A 17,202-nucleotide genomic window follows, 5' to 3' on the forward strand; every position below is an offset into this window, starting at 1 on the left:
TTTTTTATGAGGCCTTCGATGAATAAAAAACGGATTTACGTCGCTTATACCGGCGGTACCATTGGCATGCAACAGTCCTCCCAGGGTTTCGTTCCTGCCCCTGGCTTTTTAATTAAAACAGTTCAGGGCATGCCGGAGTTTTTCCGGGCTGAAATGCCAGAATTCACCATTCACGAGTACCCGGAGCTGATTGACTCCTCCAATATGACACCCGCCCACTGGTGGCAAATTGCCAAAGATATTCAACAAAACTACCAGCAATACGATGGGTTTGTGGTATTGCATGGCACCGATACCATGGCCTATACCGCCTCGGCCTTATCTTTTTTGCTGGAGAACTTAAGCAAGCCTGTCATTGTCACTGGTTCGCAAATTCCACTGGCACAGTTGCGCAGCGATGGTCAGGTCAATCTATTAAATGCACTCTACCTGGCGGCAGAGTACCCTATTCATGAAGTCTCGCTGTTTTTCAATAATCAGCTATTTCGGGGCAATCGCTCAACCAAAGCTGACGCCGATGGCTTTAACGCTTTTGCTTCACCCAATTACCCACCTCTGCTGGAAGCTGGCATCCAAATACGGTTGCAGGCTGGAGCCTTAAGCACCACAGAGCGACATGGCTCTCCACTGCAAGTAGCGACAGTGCTGCCACAACCCGTCAGTGTGGTTACTCTGTATCCTGGTATTAGCGTTGATGTGATTGCCAATATGGCAGCAGCTCCGGTCAAAGCATTGATTATTAAATCTTATGGGGTGGGCAATGCTCCCCAGCAAGCAGAGTTGCTGGCAACATTGCAGCAGGCCACTGAGCGTGGCACCATTATTGTCAACTGCACCCAATGCTTCCGTGGCCGGGTAAATATGGATGGCTATGCCACCGGTAATGCCCTTAGGGCCCATGGGGTGATCAGTGGTTATGACATGACTTTGGAAGCGACCCTGACAAAGCTGCATTATTTGCTAAGCCAACCAATCAGCATCGACCAGGCACGCCTTAAAATGCAACAGGATTTACGGGGAGAGCTCAGCAAAAGCTGAGCTCAGGATGCCGTAAACAGTGCCGCCACCCGGCTAAGCAAAGCCGTCTCATCCGGTTGCAAAGTACCATGACTTAACCAGCGCTTGAGCAAATTTTCTTTGGTTAAATTACTACTTTGATTGTGCTTTTCAGCCAACAACTGTAATTTTAATGCCGAAATATGCTGTGCTGGGACCGTGGCATCCTGAACCTGTCCGGTAGATACCAGCTCAAGTATGATGGTGAGATCTGCTCTGCTCATGTTATCAGCTTGCTGCGCCAAAGCATCACGCCAATAACCAGGGAGTGACTCCATGCTTGCACCGCTTTGCAAGGCAGTAAACAACTGATGGTACCATTGCTGTTGTTCATGTTGGACAAACTGTTGTTGCTTTTGCTCCAACTGTTCCAGCAACTGCTGCCGCATACGGCTGAGGGAAGCAAAACTGCTTAAATCCAACGCCAGCAACTGTTGCCGTATAACACTGAGTTGCTGCGGCTGTTCACTTTGCTGTAGCTCATGCTCACATGCCGTTAGCTGTTGTTGGCATTGCTGCTGCTCTTGCTGCCGTTGCTGTTGCAACTCCTGATGTTCCGACTTTCGTTTGGCAAAGAAATCATCACACAGCGCACGGAACGCACGCCATAATTCAGTATCCTGCGTTTTGCCGGCAAAAGGGATCTGTTTCCATTGCAACTGGCATTGCTTCAAAATAGCCGCCGCCTGACCGGTATCACTTAATTGCATCGCAGCCTTCACTTCTGCAATCAGTTGCTGCTTACTGGCAGCATAACCGGCTTGCTGGTGTTTCACCCGCTGCCATAGCTCCCGGCACTGTTGCTGATAGCTATGTTGCAGCGCGGTAAAAGCCTCTTTGGGCACCTGACCAACACGCTGCCATTCTTGCTGTAATTGCTGTAGAGTCTGCGCCAGATCTTTACTATCGTCTGCGGCGGCTAGCTGTTGCAGCCGGCTCAGCAAGGCTTGCTTTTGTTTTAAGTTATGTTCGCGCTCAGCTTGCTGCGTAGCAAAAAATGCGCGGCAAGGAGCAAAAGCACGCTCACAGGCATCATCAAAGAGCTGCTGCCAGTTTGCCGCTTCATCCTCTTTCACCTTGCCAAGTGACAGCCAATCTGAGCGGGCTCTTTTTACTTCAGCAGAACGCTGGGAAGCATCCAGCATAGGCTCTTCAGCCAGTTGCTGCATTTGCTGCAGCAACTGCTGCTTGCGCGGCGTGGCAATAAAAGCTTGTAAGTCACTCAGCGCTTCCAGTTGCTGCCGGGCCTGTTGGTACAAAGTATCCAGTTGTTGCTGCTGCTCCGGCAGCAATTGCTGGTAGTCCTGTTCAATGCCCTTAAAAAGGCCAAAAAGCACCTTAAATTTACCGGCCTGATGCAAGCGTTTAAACTCGTGCAATTTGCTGCGGCACTGACGATAGGGTTGCTGCGAAGTACGTTCCAGCGATTCCAGCCTGGATTGCCACTGCTCTGACAGCACTGCAAAAGACTGGTTTAATTCACTCGGTAGTGGCAGGGACAAATCTGCTGACAGCTGTTGCCAACATTGCTGCCAATCTTGTAGCTGTTGTTTTGCCTTGGCAATATCAGCAACCTGGCTCGGTAAGTTTTCCTCCCGCCACTGTTGCAACCATTGCTCAGCCTGACCAAATCGCAAGGCCACCCTGGGCAAATCAACCAGCTGCTGCTCGAGCTTTGCCAGCGTCTCTTGTAACGCCAATTGTTCAGCAGCAGCTAACTCAGCCTGTTGCAGTTGCTCTTGCAAAGCATAAAACTGGCTCTGCAGTTGCTCGGCTTGTTGCAAGTTGGTATTTGCCAGGCTTTGACGTAAATCGATTTCCAGTGCTGCGATGGCTTTGCGGATCCCCGAACTGAGCAGTTGCTGCTGTTGCTGCTTATCTTCAGCCGCCTGTTGTTGTTTTGCCTGCTGCCAGCTGCTGGCGAAAAACGCCTGCACCGAAGATTGCAGTTGTTGATATTTTTCTTCCAACGCCGGCCAGTCATCCAGACTTCGCAATGCATCGGTAAGCTCAAGCCACTCCTGCTGGTACTGCCTAAAACGCGACTCACTGTCTGGTGGGTTGCGATCTTTTAATGCATTTATTTTGGATACAATCAGGCTGGCTTGTTTGCGCAGCTTGGCAGGCAATTCTCTTTGTTGCTGCCGCTTTGACAGCAATTGTGCCACTAGCTCTGCAAGCTCAGGTTGCAGCGACTTATGCAAGCGCTCCAACTCTTTATCGTCCTGAATGCATGACAGCAGATTCTGGCGGGCAGTCAGTGCAAGCGTTTCATCATGCAACGCGGCACAGTACAGCTCTTGTTTGTTCAACCGCTGCAACAAATTAAGTTTAATATCGCTGTCTTGCTCCATCCGCAAAATTTGCTCCAGCACACTGCTGCGCTGACACTGCTCAATAAATTGTTGTTTTAACCGCAACGAAATTTGATTGGTGATCACCATCTGAACCACCCGATTTTCGGCTTCCAGCCTCAATCGCTCGGATGCTTCTTTTTTGCTGGCTTGCCACCATAAAGAAAAGTCATTCAGTTTTTCAAGAGCCGCCTGACGCACTTTGGAGCTACCATCATTAAATGCCAGCTCGTGCAGGATTTTTTTGTAATCACTTTGCTCTGCAACCAGTTGCTGAATGGCTTCTATGCGCTTTGCGCTATCCGGGTGCTGCCATTTGGGCTGCAGCAGGCGTTTAAAGATCATCATGGTTAAACCGTGCAATAGGAGTTTGCATTTGCCAGGATGCTTTCATCTCGGCTTTGCTTTTTTGCACCATCTGGCCATCGGCTCCAATGGTGAAAGGTTCGTTGCTTTTTAGTACTTTGGCCTGATAGGCCAGCACCAACTGCATGCTGTGTGCACGCTGCTGCTCCGATAAGAGACTGCCATCAGCCCAACGACCGGTCGCTACGGCCTCTGCCAGCTTTTCATAGGTTTCCGGCGAGAGTGCACTAACAAGAGAGTCAAAATCCATGTTTAGATTTTCGCTTTAACATCATTATCCGCACCCGGTTTACCAGATACCAGATAAAACCAACGCCAATGGCTGCTATAGCCGCGTAATACTTCCAACCATAAGGCGGCAGTTGCCAATAAAAAAAGAAACCCGCCAGAAACAACACCATTGCAATCATCGATTGGGTCATCAAGGACTGACTCAGGTTTAAACGTCGATCGCGCTCCATCACAGCCAGTTTTTCTTTGTCCAGCCCGGCTATGGCAGCACCACATTTAGGGCAACCTGGTGCCTTATCGGATACTTTCTGCCCGCAGGACGGGCAACTGATAATGGCCATGAACTCCCCTTTTGTAAAGGCCAGTTGCAACTGCAGCTGGCCTAGTTTCAATCAACGCAATTGATCCACAATCGCCAGTACGGCGGTCAGACTGTCTGCACCAAACTTCATCGAGCGCACATCGCTCCAGCCATACAATTCATCCGGTAGCTTGTCGTTGTCTTTGAATGGCATTTCCAGGGTAAAGGCCATGCAGTTAAACTGCTCGGCAACCCAATTGGACGCCACTGTCATATTGGCTGTACCCGGTGCATCTACCTGGTAACCATGCTCATTTTGGAACTCTGGCGATGCCATAAGCAGGTACTGCCGAAAGTTTTGCTCCAGCTTGCCCATACGCTCATCAAAGCAAGGCACCCCTTCACTGCCGGCGAGGAAATTGTAAGGAATATTTTCATCACCATGCACATCCAGGAACATATCAACGCCCAGCTCAAGCATTTTTTCCCGCACCAGATAAACCTCCGGGCTTTGCGCCATAGAAGGTGACTGCCATTCACGGTTCAGGTTCACGCCAACAGCGTTGGTACGTAAGTGACCACGCACAGCACCATCCGGGTTCATATTTGGCACGACATAGAATACAGCTTTATCCAGCACACTCCGAGCGACAGCGTCGTCATCATCCAGCAGGCGATCAAGCAAACCTTCCACATACCACTCGGCCATGGTTTCGCCCGGATGCTGACGGGCTGTGATCCAAATTTTGCGCTTACTATCATCTGGTTCACCAATGACCAGCAGGCTCATATCACGCCCATCCAGCGTTTCACCCAGCTCAACCAGTTGGCAACGCTCATGAAACTGAGCTTGTTGCAATAAATCCAGATGCTGCTCGTAACTGTAGGGAGCAAAGTAGGCAAAATAAATCGACTCAGCTTCCGGGTAGTGGGTAATCACCAACTCCTGGCCATTGTATTCAGTATCAACCCGAAACCAGGTTTGGCGATCGTAAGAAGCAACCGCCTGATAGCCTTTCCAGCCATCTGGGTAAGCTGAGCCATTCACATTGGTGATTTTGATGGTATGTGCTTCAATGTGCGGTGTGTGCAAACGGAAATGAAACCACTGATAGAAATCGGATTGGTTATCTTTGCGAATTTCAAGGCGGATATCGGTTGGATCGGTGGCACTAATCACATCAATATTGCCACTGTCGAATTGAGCGGTAATTTTCATACAGGTTTCCGTGGTTGTCGTGAAGTAAGCAAGCAGCTTACTGCTATTTATGCTGTAGCTTTTATGATGCTAAGGGTACCATAAAGTTGTGCTATAAAAAATCTCAGCGCACTCTGAGCTCAAGACCAAGCCTGCTGCTCCATCCCAACGACTTGCGCTGCACCCTGGCTTCGCTATCCAATACATAGTAAGTAGGGAATCCCTTGATCTGGTAATCTTGGGCCAATTGATCATTGCCCAGCACAACCGGCATACTGAGCGCTAAGTCTGCCACAAAAGCTTCCACTTCCGACCGATCTTCATAGCTTAATGCCACGGCCACAATGTTCCAGCCATCACGCTGCATCGCTTCGAGATTGGGCATGCTGTATTTGCAAACGCTGCACCAGGGAGCAAAAAAATAGAGTACAGTGGGTTTTCCCTGCAGATCATCCCGACTCAGCCAGCCGTGCTGAAGAGTGCTGTGATAAAACATTGGTGCCATGGTCTCTGTCGGCAGCAAAGAACGCTCCCGGAACCAGGATACTGCTTGCACTGTCAGAACGACAGCTATCAGATGCAGTAATAGAGATCGAGTCATAACCTACTTACTGCCCTAGCCCGCCACAGCGGACTAGGGCTGGTCACTTAATTAGTGAGCTTTACGCTGCGAACGCCCTGTGCGCAGACGCATCAATAACAGTAACGATAACCCAAGAGCAGACCACAGCGAACTGGTGGCACTTTTACGCTCATAGGTCGACTCATCCACGCCACCACACTCGCTGGGAGTACCATTGGCAATCGGGGTTAACTTGACCGCTCTGGCCTGGAACTCAGTTCGCGGGTTGCCATCCTCATCCGTTAAGACTTCCCCCCAAGAGTTACGCAGGGGTACTTCAGTCACCGCGGTAGCCAGAATTTCATTGTTATTATTGATGCTGGTTGCATCGACTAGCGTATAATCGCTATCGCATGCAAGGTAAGTGTTTAAATCAATAAAGCTGCCATCATCAATGCTGTACATAAAAGCCCGCTGCCGTTTGGCCGAAGAAATAACCACCTCCGTCCGGCCGACAATCACGCCTTGATCATTGATAGCGCGTGGTATGGTGTTGGCAGTAACAAAGAAATCCTCCGGGAACACCAGTTCAGCGGAATTGTAATCGTAATAAAACATGCGGTTACGCTGCTGGCCCGTAATAAACCTGGTTGCGAAGCCAGCAATAATGTTGTTATTGTTAATTGCCGTCGCATTGCTTGCCAACCATTCACGGTCAGTTTCCGGAAATATCGGGTGTACTTCATCACCAATAAAGATGGAAGCCCGGTTGCTGGCATATATGTTTTCCTGGGTTATGCGCTGACCAGTCCAAGGGTCAATCCGTTCCGTTCGAATAATGTCGCTGGAGTCGGAGTAGGTTGAAATGCCCACAATAATGCCCTGATTGTTCACTGCATTGGCCAAACTGCTGTAAGGCACGTCTGGTAACTCAGTCTCCGGATGCGGTTCATTACTGCCTTTATCCCCCAGAAAACCAAGTATTTGTGGCGAAGAAACGCTATTATCATCATTGAGTTGCCATACCATAGCACGGCTTACATAGCCATCAGCTATAGTGTGAAGATAGTGCAGACAGTTTTCGACTGGAGCTGAAAAACCACCGCAGTTATCTTCAACTAAAGTGATGAAGCTTTCACTGATATCGACACTACCGACGCCAATAATTAAACCTTCATCACTAATTGCCTGAGCAATGCTTGTACCACCGCCATACTCAGAGTATACCGGTGTCAGAGTGAGAACTTCATTCCCTATCCGAACCACGCCCAGTTGTTGCGCGCCAACAGGACGCCAAATCATATGCTCTGTTGGTTCAGGCACTTCGCTGCCTTCTTCAACACTTTCAGGGTCTGTCGTGCGGGTAAAGGCTGTGTACTCAAAGGTGGGCGTCGCATAACCAACCTGCATATTGCGATTATTTTGCCCCAATACCTGCTCATTATTACCAATCTGAGTGTCCGTGGTTAAAAAGCGCAGCGGCTGAACCCCTTGCCCTTGCTCAATAGAGGCTGCTACCGTACTCACCGGTTGAAACTCATAACGATCCACTAAATTGGCAACTCGGGCGCTTAAAGAGGTATGGATGTTGTTGTAGCTGTTTGGCCAGCCTGACAAAAAAGAATACAAAAGACCATGGGTGGTTGCCGTCAACTCGCCATTTTTCAACTCTGCCAACTGATCTTCAGTAAACACGTTTTCAAACACTTCTTTATCAAAGTCTATCCGACTGATGTCTATATCCACCGAGTACAACTCACGGCCATTCAGGACAGAGACACCTTGATCATTCACCGAGTTTGCATAGGTTGCACGCGCATCGACAACTTCGCCTAAGTCAACCACCTGGTACACTGCAGCTGAAGCACTCATGGCAGTTAAAAAAGGCACCATGGCCAGGCTGATGGGTGATAATTTCATTCAAAAACCCCTATAAATACGTCTGTTTATTATGCTTCTAAAATTTCCCAACGCTCGTACGCGTGCGCCAACTTCGACTCAACTTCAGCAAGTTGGTTCAACACCGCTTGTGTTTGCTCGATCGGGCTGGCAAAGAATTCCGGTGCATTGACTTGTTGTTGCAAAGCTGCCAGCTGAGTTTCCAAGGTTTCAATCAAGGCAGGCAATTGTTCCAACTCGCGTTTTTCCTTAAAGGATAACTTACGTTCTGTGCTTGTGGTGACTTTGCTGCTGTTGCTAACAGGCGCAGGCTCTGGCGTCACTGATGATTTGGCAGGTTTTACCGGCTCTTCGGCGAACTGCGCCTGCCAGCGTACCACATCATCGTAGCCACCGGTAATATCCACGATGGTAGCACGACCAGCAAACAACAAACTACTGGTGACGGTATTATTGACAAACTCCCGGTCATGGCTGACCAGAATAACAGTGCCTTGATACTGCTGTAAAATATCTTCCAGCAGCTCCAGGGTTTCCACATCCAGGTCGTTGGTAGGCTCATCCAGGATCAGCAAGTTACTGGGCTTGGCAAACAAGCGCGCCAGCAGCAGGCGGTTTTTTTCGCCACCAGATAATGCCCTAACCGGCGTACGGCTTCTGGCTGGTGGAAATAAAAAGTCCTGCAGATAACTGAGGACATGGCGGCTTTGGCCATTTTGCATCACTTCTTGCCGGCCATCTGCCACATTGTCCTGCACGGTCGCATCCAGATCCAGTGCCTGGCGGTGCTGGTCGAAATAAGCTACCTCAAGGTTAGAACCCCGTTTGATGCTGCCTTGCTCCGGCTCCAACTCGCCCAGTAGCAGTTTTATTAACGTTGACTTACCAACCCCATTAGGACCAATCAAGGCAAGCCGGTCACCTCTCATAACCAGTAAGTCCAAATCTTTTAACAGCGGCTCACCACCAAAGCTATGGCTAATCTGCTTGGTTTCAAACACCAGTTTGCCAGAGCGATCGGCCTGCTCGATAGCAAACTCGACTTTGCCTAAGCTTTCTACCCGGGCAGCCCGCTCTTTACGCAACGCCTTCAGCGCCCGTACCCGGCCTTCGTTGCGGGTGCGGCGGGCTTTGATGCCCTGGCGGATCCAGACCTCTTCTTCGGCCAGCTTTTTATCGAACAGTGCATTGTGTTGCTGCTCATCTTCGAGAATTTTTTGCTTACGATCCAGGTACTGTTGGTAATCACCGGGATGTGAAGTGAGCTGGCCACGATCTAAATCTATGATACGGGTAGCTAAAGCGCGGATAAAAGCCCGGTCGTGCGAGATAAAAATAATGGCACCTTTAAACTCTTTTAAAAAACCTTCCAACCACTGTATGGCAGCGATATCCAGATGGTTGGTTGGCTCATCCAGCAACAAGATATCAGGCTTAGCCACCAAGGCTCTTGCCAGCGCGGCTTTACGCAGCCAGCCACCGGAAAGTGATGCCAGGTTGGCTTCGGGATCCATCGCAAACTGCTGACAGAGTGCGGTTACGCGTGCTTCTAAGGACCAACCATCGCGGCTATCGAGCTCAGCCTGTAGCTGCTCGAACAAACGCATTTGCTGGGGATTTTCGGCATCGAGCGCTTCCGATAGTTGATAAAACTGCTGCAGCTTATCGGCTAAATCGCCGGCACCTTCCCGGATAAAATCGGCAATGCGGGTGTCCATTTTAGCAGGTGGATCTTGCTCCAGCCTGCTTAGTACCACACCGGTTGGCAGTACCACCTGGCCGTCATCCAGACTTTGCTGGCCGGTCAGCACTTTTAAAAAGGTCGATTTGCCGGCGCCATTGCGCCCGACCAGGCAGACGCGCTCGCCACTGAATAAGCTAAAATCCACCTTATCCAGTACCGGATGGGTACCAAAGGCCAGACAGGCCTGCTGAAAACGTAATACTTCCACCGTTATTGTTCCTGTTGTTGCAGCCAGGCCATCAGTTGCGCCTGATCAAAGGGCCAGCCCAGTGTGGCCTTGTTGTTACGGCAGGCCACGACTGGGATCAGAGCCCGGTATTGCTCAAATAAGTGCTCGTGATCCACGATATCCAGCACCTGATACTGGCCGGCTAAGCCTGCATCCAGTAGCATCTGCTCTGCTTGCTCACACAGATGACAGCCCCAGGTGCTGAAGAGTTCAAACCGTGCAGTCATCGGTTCAACTCAAAACAGACATGAATGTGCGGATTGCGTTTAAAGTCTTCCGGCAAGGTTGCCGCCGAAATATCTTTCACCTGCCAACCATCGGCTTCAAGCGCCTGATAATCCAATTTAAAGCGGCGCTTGTTGTTGGAGAAAATAACCACACCGCCATCTTTCAGCCGGTATTTGATAAGCTCCAGCAGTTTGACATGATCGCGCTGCACATCCCAACTATCCTGCATCCGCTTGGAGTTTGAAAATGTCGGAGGATCGACAAAAATCAGATCGTATTGCTGCTGGCAACGGGTAAGCCACTGCAAACAATCGGCTTGCTCAAACTGGTACTGATGACCGTGCAAACCATTCAGTAAAAAGTTGCGCTTCGCCCAATCCAGATAGGTATTGGACATATCCACGGTAGTGACCGAGCTCGCGCCACCAATAGCCGCGTGCACCGATGCAGTACCGGTGTAGGCAAATAGATTCAGTACCGACTTGCCTTGGGCCATCTGCTGAATGCGCTTGCGGGTAATGCGGTGGTCCAAAAACAAGCCCGTATCCAGATAATCACGCAGATTCACCCAGAGTTTGGCACCGTACTCCTGCACTTCTTTGTACTGGCCTTGCTGTTGCAAGGCCTGATACTGTTTGGTGCCTTTTTGCCGCTCCCGTACCTTCAACACCATTTGTTCCGGCTTAATGCCAAGTACCTGCGGTACCTGATTCACCACATCGAACAAACGCTTTTGCGCCAAGTCCTCATTCACTGAGGCTGGCGGTGCGTATTCATGCACCACCACTTCTCCGTCGTACCAGTCGACCGCCACGTTGTATTCCGGAATATCGGCATCGTACAGCCGGTAGCAACGGATATTTTCCCGCTCAGCCCACTTTTTTAGCTGCTTACGGTTTTTAGTAAGCCGGTTGCCAAAAGAGCTGCTTTCGCTGAAAAATAACGCCGGCGCTTCGACATTGCGGCTTTGCACCTGTTTTTCAGTCAGTTCAAACAGGCTGAACTCGCAATCGAGTGGGCCATTACTAAACTGGTAGCTTTTGCTGCGTGCCAGCTTCAGGGCCCGCAGTAAATCCTGATTGGAGGTAATGATCGCCAGCCGCCAGCCCACATAATGCTGCTTTAACGCCACCGAAAAACGGGTATAGAGTGGGATCAGCGCCGGTAAGTCCCCCAGCCGCTCGCCATAAGGCGGATTGGTGACAATTACCCCTGGCTCTTTGGATACGGCGACATCCAGTGCCGTGGCATCGCCTTCCATAAAAGTAATCAACTCAGCCACACCGGCATTGCTGGCATTGCGCAACGATTTTTGCAGCACCTGCGGATCTTTATCCAGCCCATACAGCAGGCCAGTGGCCAGTTCTGTTTTAGCGGCCAACGCCTCTTTACGCAGGCTTTGCCACAGTGCCGGCCGATGGCCGGGCCAGCCTTCAAAAGCAAAGTGCTGCCGCTGTAAGCCCGGTGCCCTGTTGGTAGCAATAAGCGCAGCTTCAATCAATAAGGTACCGCTGCCACAGAAGGGATCAAACAGCACCTGATCATGCTTCCAGCCGGAGCGCAATACCAGGGCAGCAGCCAAATGCTCTTTCAGTGGCGCTTCGCCCTGGCCAAAACGGTAACCGCGCTGATGCAACGATGGACCGGAGAAGTCCTGCAAGAAATGAAAGGCTTTGTTGCTGATACGCACCTGAAAGCGCACATCTGGCTGTTGCCTATCTACATTGGGCCGCTCATTGGTTTCACGGCGAAACTGATCGACAATGGCATCTTTTACTCGCAAGGCACCAAACTGGGTATTATCGATGGTTGGGTGCTTGCCCACGCAGTCAATGGCAATGGATTGTTGCACCGACATTAGTTCAGTCCAGTTCAACTGGCTGGCAACCTGATACAGATCGGCGCTGTTATCCACCATTTCGGTATGCAGGTGCCGTAAAATGCGGGTAGCCAACCGCGACCACAAACACAGCTGATAGGCCGTTTTTAAGTCAGCTTTAAACCGAACAACACCCATGGTTATCTTAACCACTTCGCCCTGATGCTGACGGATCTCATCCGCCAGTAATTCCTCCACACCTTTGGAGGTTAATGCCCAAAATTCCAGCATGCTTTGACTGCCATGAAAAAAATCGATGGCTAGTATATCAGAAGCGAACCCCGAAGACGCGCCTGAAGGGGTGAATCTTTGTTACCTTTGCAGTGGCTTTTAGCAGCAGATGCCGAATAAAGCAGCAAACGATTGCCATCGATTAAATTGGTGCTTGCGTAGTTACCAAAAACCCCCTATCATTCGCCCCGCAATGACGGACGCGGGATGGAGCAGCCTGGTAGCTCGTCGGGCTCATAACCCGAAGGTCGTCGGTTCAAATCCGGCTCCCGCAACCAATTGTGACCAACTTATTCCAGAGGTCATCAATTAACGTCTTGCAAATCAACCAATTATCTCTACTGCTCGGGGATAATTCACGGACGCGGGATGGAGCAGCCTGGTAGCTCGTCGGGCTCATAACCCGAAGGTCGTCGGTTCAAATCCGGCTCCCGCAACCAAATTGATTGTAAACATGGTATAGTGAATCGCCCTCGGGCTCCTCTCTATAACCGTGGGGCGAAGGTCGAAAATCCGGCTCTCGCAACCAACATCTTAACCAGCCATGTGCTGGTTTTTTTGTATCTGGACTTCAGCAACCCGAAGGTTGCCGGTTCGCTCTTCAATCGCTGTTTTTTGTGTCTATGATTACCTTTGCTTCTTCTATATAACCGCTATTGCCTCTGGTACGCAGCGTTGTTTATCTTTTGTGGTACATTAGAATACTGCAAGAGCGGTTCATAGATGGTGCCTAAGGGGGAATACAATGAGAAGCTGCTGGTGGAGTCTAGTACTGAGTATCTGCCTGGGAACCAATCTGGCTTATGGCAGCACAGCCGCAGTTGCCAGCCCAGATCGCTATGGCGCTGAAACAGCCCAACTTATTCTGCATCAGGGAGGCAATGCAGTTGATGCTGCCATAGCAACCGCTTTTACACTGGCCGTCACTTATCCTGAGGCTGGGAATATTGGCGGAGGCGGCTTTATGGTGATCTGGTTTGAAGGCAAGCCTTATTTCCTGGATTACCGCGAAACAGCGCCATTGCAAGCGAGCCGGGACATGTATCTGGATGAAGATCGGCAAGTCATTGATGAACTTAGCCTGATTGGTCATCTGGCTTCCGGTGTTCCTGGTACTGTCATGGGACTGTGGCAGGCACATCAGCGCTTCGGCACCCTGCCCTGGGCCGATTTGCTGCAACCTGCCATTGCTTTAGCAAACCAGGGTTTTGTTGTGCCAGAGAACCTGCAGCAATACGGCGGTAACGCACTGGAGCGCTATCAGGGCAAAACCAATTTCGCCGATTATTTTGCCGCCATGACCGCAGGTCATTTGTTTAAACAACCAGAGTTGGCCGCCACCCTGAGCCGTATCGCGAACCAGGGAGCGGCAGAGTTTTACATGGGCGAAACTGCCAGCCTGATTGTGGCTGAAATGCAGCGCGGGGCCGGCTTTATCACGGCCGACGATTTGGCACAGTACCAGGCGGTATGGCGAGAGCCGCTTATTTTCCCATGGCGAGATTATCAATTAGTCACGGTCGCTCCACCCAGCTCTGGCGGCATAGCGCTTAGTCAACTGCTTGGTTTAAAGCAACTTCGGCTGGATGATTTTAAAGCACAGCAACACAATTCTGCTGGCTATGTGCATCTGTTGGCAGAGATTTACAAGCGGGTTTTCGCCGACCGGGCCGATTACCTGGGTGATCCTGCCTTTACCAAGGTACCGCAACAAGAATTGCTGGCAGCAGACTATCTGGCGCAACGAGCCAGTGAAATCAATCCGCAGGCAATTTCAGCTACAAAGCAAATCAGGCCGGGGCTCGAATCGGCACAAACAACTCACTTTTCCATTGTCGATCATGCCGGTAATGCAGTGTCCAACACCTACACCCTGAACCTTGATTTCGGCAGTGGTGTGGTGGTAACAGGCGCAGGTTTTCTGTTGAACAATGAAATGGATGATTTTTCCATTAAACCTGGCGTACCGAATGCCTTCGGTGTGGTCGGTGGAGCGGCCAATGCGATCGAACCTGGCAAGCGAATGTTGTCGTCAATGACACCCAGTATTCTGGTGCAGGATAATGAAATTCGACTGGTAATTGGTACACCAGGCGGCTCTACTATTTTCACCTCGGTATTTCAGGTGATCACGAATCTGTATGACTTCGGCATGTCACTGGCGGATGCTGTTGCAGCCCCCCGCTTTCATCATCAGTTGCTGCCCAAAAACCAGCTTGCCATGGAACCTTATCAGCCGTTAAGTGATGAGGTACAACAGCAGTTGTCCGCAATGGGCTACCAGCTTCATCTGCAGCGCTGGAGCCTGGGTGATATTCAGGCGATCCAGCTGACAGATCGGGGCATCGAAGCCATTGCCGATCCCCGAGGTCGTGGCAAGGCTCTGTTGATTGAGCCTGTTGCCACAGAGCAACAAAGTCAGTTGGACGGCAGTACTATGTAAACATTCTCAAAATGCAGATCATCAGCCTGGGAAGTCGCAACCAGTTGAATATGCAATGTGCCAACCTGGCTGATCTCAAGACATTGATCCAACTCGAAAACCCGATCTGTATGTGGCTTATCCCAACTTGACAACAGCCTGGCTTTGGCCTTTTGTTTCGCATCCGCTCTGTCTGTAGCCACCACAAACAAATAACGATGGTCTTCGCCAAATACCCCATCGTGATACCCACCAAGATTTAAAAAGAACAGTTTATTTTGCTGAGGGGCAGGCTCAGAAACCAGTTGCAGCCGATACCCATCAACTACCCGCACCCGCATCCAGGCATCCATATGCAGGCCCTCAGGCTCAGCAAACCATAAGCGCTGAAGCTGCGGGTAGCACTGCTCCAGCTCGGTGCCTGCCACAAAAACAACATCATGCAACTCGATGTTAGCTTTGGGATGGCTTCCTCCCAGCATCACCATAAACAGATCCACTCCGGTCGACATCGCGCTTCCCCTTCCTTTTTGCGGCAGTATAGCCAGTAAGGGGAAGCCTGCCAATGTTAGCCGTTAGGGTAAATGCTGGCGTATTTCTTCCAGACAGCTTGGATCTTCAATGGTAGAAGGCACCTGAGGCGTTTTACCATCGGCAATTTCACGCAACACCTTACGCAGAATTTTGCCAGAGCGGGTTTTTGGCAACTTCTGTACAATTTTGGCTTGCTTAAAACAGGCCACAGCACCGATGTCTTCGCGCACCATGGTGACCAATTCCTGCTCCAATTGCTCAGGCGAAATCGTGCTGCCATTTTTTACCATCACCAGACCAAAAGGCAACTGGCCTTTGAGTGCATCGGCAATGCCTATCACACAGCACTCAGCAACCGCCGGATGCCGGGCAATAATCTCTTCCATCTCACCGGTCGATAAACGATGGCCAGCTACATTGATCACGTCGTCAGTGCGCCCCATGATAAACACATAACCATCGTCGTCAATAAAACCACCATCACCACTGCTGTAGTACCCCGGAAAACTGCTGAGATAACCAGCTTCGAACCGGGCTTCATTCCTCCAAATGGTTTGCAGACAGCCGGGTGGCAATGGCAATTTAATGGCAATATTGCCTTGTTGATTGGCAGGCAGCCGCTGGCCAGCATCATCCAGCACTTCAATGCAAAAACCAGGCACCGGCACCGAAGAAGAGCCGGGCTTGACCGGCAAAGCCTCAATGCCCATCAAATTGGCACAAATTGGCCATCCTGTTTCGGTTTGCCACCAATGATCAATGACTGGCTTGCCCGTTTTGGCTACAGTCCAATCATAGGTTGCAGGATCAAGCCGCTCCCCGGCCATGAAAATGCATTGCAAGCTACTTATATCGTAGTGTTGCAGCCATTGCGCTTCCGGATCATCTTTGCGAATAGCGCGAAAAGCGGTTGGCGCTGCAAACAGGACTTTGACCTGATACTGTTGACACAATCGCCAGAAAGAGCCTGCATCGGGTGTCATTACCGGCTTACCTTCATACAGCACCGTAGTGCAGCCAGCAAACAATGGGCCATACACAATGTAGGAGTGCCCTACCACCCAACCCACATCGGATGCGGCAAAAAATACATCGCCGGCCCGCACATTGTAAATAGCACCCATGCTGTAATGCAGTGCCACCGCATAACCGCCATGATCGCGCACCACCCCTTTGGGCTTTCCAGTCGTACCAGAAGTATACAAAATATACAGGGGATCATCGCTTGCGACCGGGACCGCAGCCGCCGGTTCGGCAGTGGCTAAAGCCTGCTGCCAATCATGATCCCTCCCTGGTTGCAATGCCGCAGCTAACTGTGCCCGCTGAACAATTAACGTAGCAACGGGTTGATGCGATGCCTGCGCCAAAGCTTTATCAAGCAGTGGTTTGTAGGCAATGACTTTATTAACTTCAATGCCACAGCTGGCACTGATAATTACCTTAGGAGTGGCATCATCAATTCGGACCGCCAGCTCATGCGCAGCAAAGCCTCCAAAAACCACCGAGTGAATAGCTCCAAGTCGCGCCACAGCCAGCATAGCGATCACGGCCTCTGGGATCATCGGCATATAAATCACCACCCGATCGCCCTTAGCCACCCCAAGCTGCCGTAAAGCTCCGGCACATTGCTGCACCTGTTGCAGTAGTAGCTGGTAGCTGAAGTTTTGTCTGGTATTGGTGACCGGAGAATCATAAATCAGTGCTAGCTGGTTTCCCCGTCCGGCAGCTACATGATGATCCAGTGCCAGATAGCTGCAATTGAGCTTGCCATCGGCAAACCAACGGTAACGATGGTCGGATAAAGGCTCTAAAGCCCGGCTCGGTAGCTGATACCAGGGCAGTTGCTGCGCCTGCTGTAACCAGAAAGATTCCGGGTCGGCCATAGCCGCCTGATAGTGTGCCTGATAACTGGTCATAGCCCTGCTCCTTTCATACGATTTGCCCTTACATAGGGTAAGGAAATAGATC

Annotated in this window: 13 protein-coding genes and 2 tRNA genes; 4 read left to right on the forward strand and 11 right to left on the reverse strand. The window is 50.7% G+C overall.

The genetic code is table 11. The annotated features are described in order from the left end of the window. Window positions 1-18: 18 nt before the first annotated feature. Entirely contained in the window at window positions 19-1,038 is a 1,020-nt protein-coding gene (gene ansA / locus ABC502_RS14965) for an asparaginase (protein WP_330087028.1), read from the forward strand. Window positions 1,039-1,040: 2 nt separating this feature from the next. Here the strand turns inward: ansA and ABC502_RS14970 are convergent, their stop codons facing one another. The 9 genes from ABC502_RS14970 to rlmKL form a co-directional block, all read right to left on the reverse strand. Then, entirely contained in the window at window positions 1,041-3,758 is a 2,718-nt protein-coding gene (locus tag ABC502_RS14970) for a DUF349 domain-containing protein (RefSeq protein WP_345916464.1), read from the reverse strand. Continuing rightward, window positions 3,745-4,026, reverse strand: a complete 282-nt coding sequence (locus ABC502_RS14975; RefSeq protein WP_330087030.1) for a DUF1315 family protein — start codon at window positions 4,024-4,026, stop codon at window positions 3,745-3,747. Before ABC502_RS14975 ends, ABC502_RS14970 begins: the two co-directional genes overlap by 14 nt. Further along, on the reverse strand, window positions 4,016-4,348 hold the full coding sequence (locus tag ABC502_RS14980; protein WP_330087031.1) for a zinc ribbon domain-containing protein: 333 nt from the start codon (window positions 4,346-4,348) through the stop codon (window positions 4,016-4,018). The genes ABC502_RS14975 and ABC502_RS14980 overlap by 11 nt, the downstream gene beginning before the upstream one ends. A 51-nt stretch (window positions 4,349-4,399) precedes the next feature. Beyond that, complete coding sequence (locus ABC502_RS14985; protein WP_345916466.1) at window positions 4,400-5,527, reverse strand: M14-type cytosolic carboxypeptidase; 1,128 nt, start codon at window positions 5,525-5,527, stop codon at window positions 4,400-4,402. A 103-nt stretch (window positions 5,528-5,630) separates the two neighbouring features. Next, window positions 5,631-6,107, reverse strand: coding sequence for a TlpA disulfide reductase family protein (locus tag ABC502_RS14990; RefSeq protein WP_345916467.1), 477 nt, complete (start codon window positions 6,105-6,107; stop codon window positions 5,631-5,633). A gap of 51 nt (window positions 6,108-6,158) precedes the next feature. Next, window positions 6,159-7,988, reverse strand: coding sequence for a DUF3466 family protein (locus ABC502_RS14995; RefSeq protein ID WP_345916468.1), 1,830 nt, complete (start codon window positions 7,986-7,988; stop codon window positions 6,159-6,161). Between the two features lie 29 nt (window positions 7,989-8,017). Beyond that, entirely contained in the window at window positions 8,018-9,919 is a 1,902-nt protein-coding gene (locus ABC502_RS15000) for an ATP-binding cassette domain-containing protein (RefSeq protein WP_330087035.1), read from the reverse strand. Window positions 9,920-9,921: 2 nt separating this feature from the next. After that, window positions 9,922-10,167, reverse strand: coding sequence for a glutaredoxin family protein (locus tag ABC502_RS15005; protein ID WP_330087036.1), 246 nt, complete (start codon window positions 10,165-10,167; stop codon window positions 9,922-9,924). Then, entirely contained in the window at window positions 10,164-12,278 is a 2,115-nt protein-coding gene (rlmKL, locus tag ABC502_RS15010) for a bifunctional 23S rRNA (guanine(2069)-N(7))-methyltransferase RlmK/23S rRNA (guanine(2445)-N(2))-methyltransferase RlmL (RefSeq protein WP_345916469.1), read from the reverse strand. The genes ABC502_RS15005 and rlmKL overlap by 4 nt, the downstream gene beginning before the upstream one ends. A gap of 201 nt (window positions 12,279-12,479) precedes the next feature. On the opposite strand from rlmKL, the gene ABC502_RS15015 reads away from it, so the two are divergent. The 3 genes from ABC502_RS15015 to ggt all read left to right on the forward strand — a co-directional run bounded on the left by ABC502_RS15015 (window position 12,480) and on the right by ggt (window position 14,721). Beyond that, window positions 12,480-12,556: transfer RNA gene (locus ABC502_RS15015), tRNA-Met, on the forward strand. Between the two features lie 85 nt (window positions 12,557-12,641). Continuing rightward, window positions 12,642-12,718, forward strand: a tRNA-Met gene (locus ABC502_RS15020). Window positions 12,719-13,023: 305 nt separating this feature from the next. Then, a complete protein-coding gene (gene ggt, locus ABC502_RS15025) occupies window positions 13,024-14,721 on the forward strand; it encodes a gamma-glutamyltransferase (RefSeq protein WP_345916471.1) in 1,698 nt (565 codons plus the stop codon). Here the strand turns inward: ggt and ABC502_RS15030 are convergent. Together ABC502_RS15030 and ABC502_RS15035 are read right to left on the reverse strand one after the other, a co-directional pair. Beyond that, entirely contained in the window at window positions 14,697-15,212 is a 516-nt protein-coding gene (locus tag ABC502_RS15030; protein WP_345916472.1) for a DUF1543 domain-containing protein, read from the reverse strand. The two genes, ggt and ABC502_RS15030, sit on opposite strands and share 25 nt — an antisense overlap. A 63-nt stretch (window positions 15,213-15,275) precedes the next feature. Next, window positions 15,276-17,150, reverse strand: a complete 1,875-nt coding sequence (locus tag ABC502_RS15035) for an acetate--CoA ligase (protein ID WP_330087040.1) — start codon at window positions 17,148-17,150, stop codon at window positions 15,276-15,278. Window positions 17,151-17,202: the final 52 nt, after the last annotated feature.

The organism is Alkalimonas sp. NCh-2 (assembly GCF_039631345.1).
In the GTDB taxonomy this organism is placed as follows: domain Bacteria; phylum Pseudomonadota; class Gammaproteobacteria; order Enterobacterales; family Alteromonadaceae; genus Alkalimonas; species Alkalimonas mucilaginosa.

Excerpts from the sequence above, each read along its gene's own strand:
- ABC502_RS15035 (WP_330087040.1), bottom strand. The coding sequence starts at position 17,150 with ATGACCAGTTATCAGGCACACTATCAGGCGGCTATGGCCGACCCGGAA.
- ABC502_RS14990 (WP_345916467.1), bottom strand. The coding sequence starts at position 6,107 with ATGACTCGATCTCTATTACTGCATCTGATAGCTGTCGTTCTGACAGTG.
- ABC502_RS14970 (WP_345916464.1), bottom strand. The coding sequence starts at position 3,758 with ATGATGATCTTTAAACGCCTGCTGCAGCCCAAATGGCAGCACCCGGAT.
- ABC502_RS15005 (WP_330087036.1), bottom strand. The coding sequence starts at position 10,167 with ATGACTGCACGGTTTGAACTCTTCAGCACCTGGGGCTGTCATCTGTGT.
- ABC502_RS14980 (WP_330087031.1), bottom strand. The coding sequence starts at position 4,348 with ATGGCCATTATCAGTTGCCCGTCCTGCGGGCAGAAAGTATCCGATAAG.
- rlmKL (WP_345916469.1), bottom strand. The coding sequence starts at position 12,278 with ATGCTGGAATTTTGGGCATTAACCTCCAAAGGTGTGGAGGAATTACTG.
- ggt (WP_345916471.1), top strand. The coding sequence starts at position 13,024 with ATGAGAAGCTGCTGGTGGAGTCTAGTACTGAGTATCTGCCTGGGAACC.
- ansA (WP_330087028.1), top strand. The coding sequence starts at position 19 with ATGAATAAAAAACGGATTTACGTCGCTTATACCGGCGGTACCATTGGC.
- ABC502_RS14975 (WP_330087030.1), bottom strand. The coding sequence starts at position 4,026 with ATGGATTTTGACTCTCTTGTTAGTGCACTCTCGCCGGAAACCTATGAA.
- ABC502_RS14995 (WP_345916468.1), bottom strand. The coding sequence starts at position 7,988 with ATGAAATTATCACCCATCAGCCTGGCCATGGTGCCTTTTTTAACTGCC.
- ABC502_RS14985 (WP_345916466.1), bottom strand. The coding sequence starts at position 5,527 with ATGAAAATTACCGCTCAATTCGACAGTGGCAATATTGATGTGATTAGT.
- ABC502_RS15030 (WP_345916472.1), bottom strand. The coding sequence starts at position 15,212 with ATGTCGACCGGAGTGGATCTGTTTATGGTGATGCTGGGAGGAAGCCAT.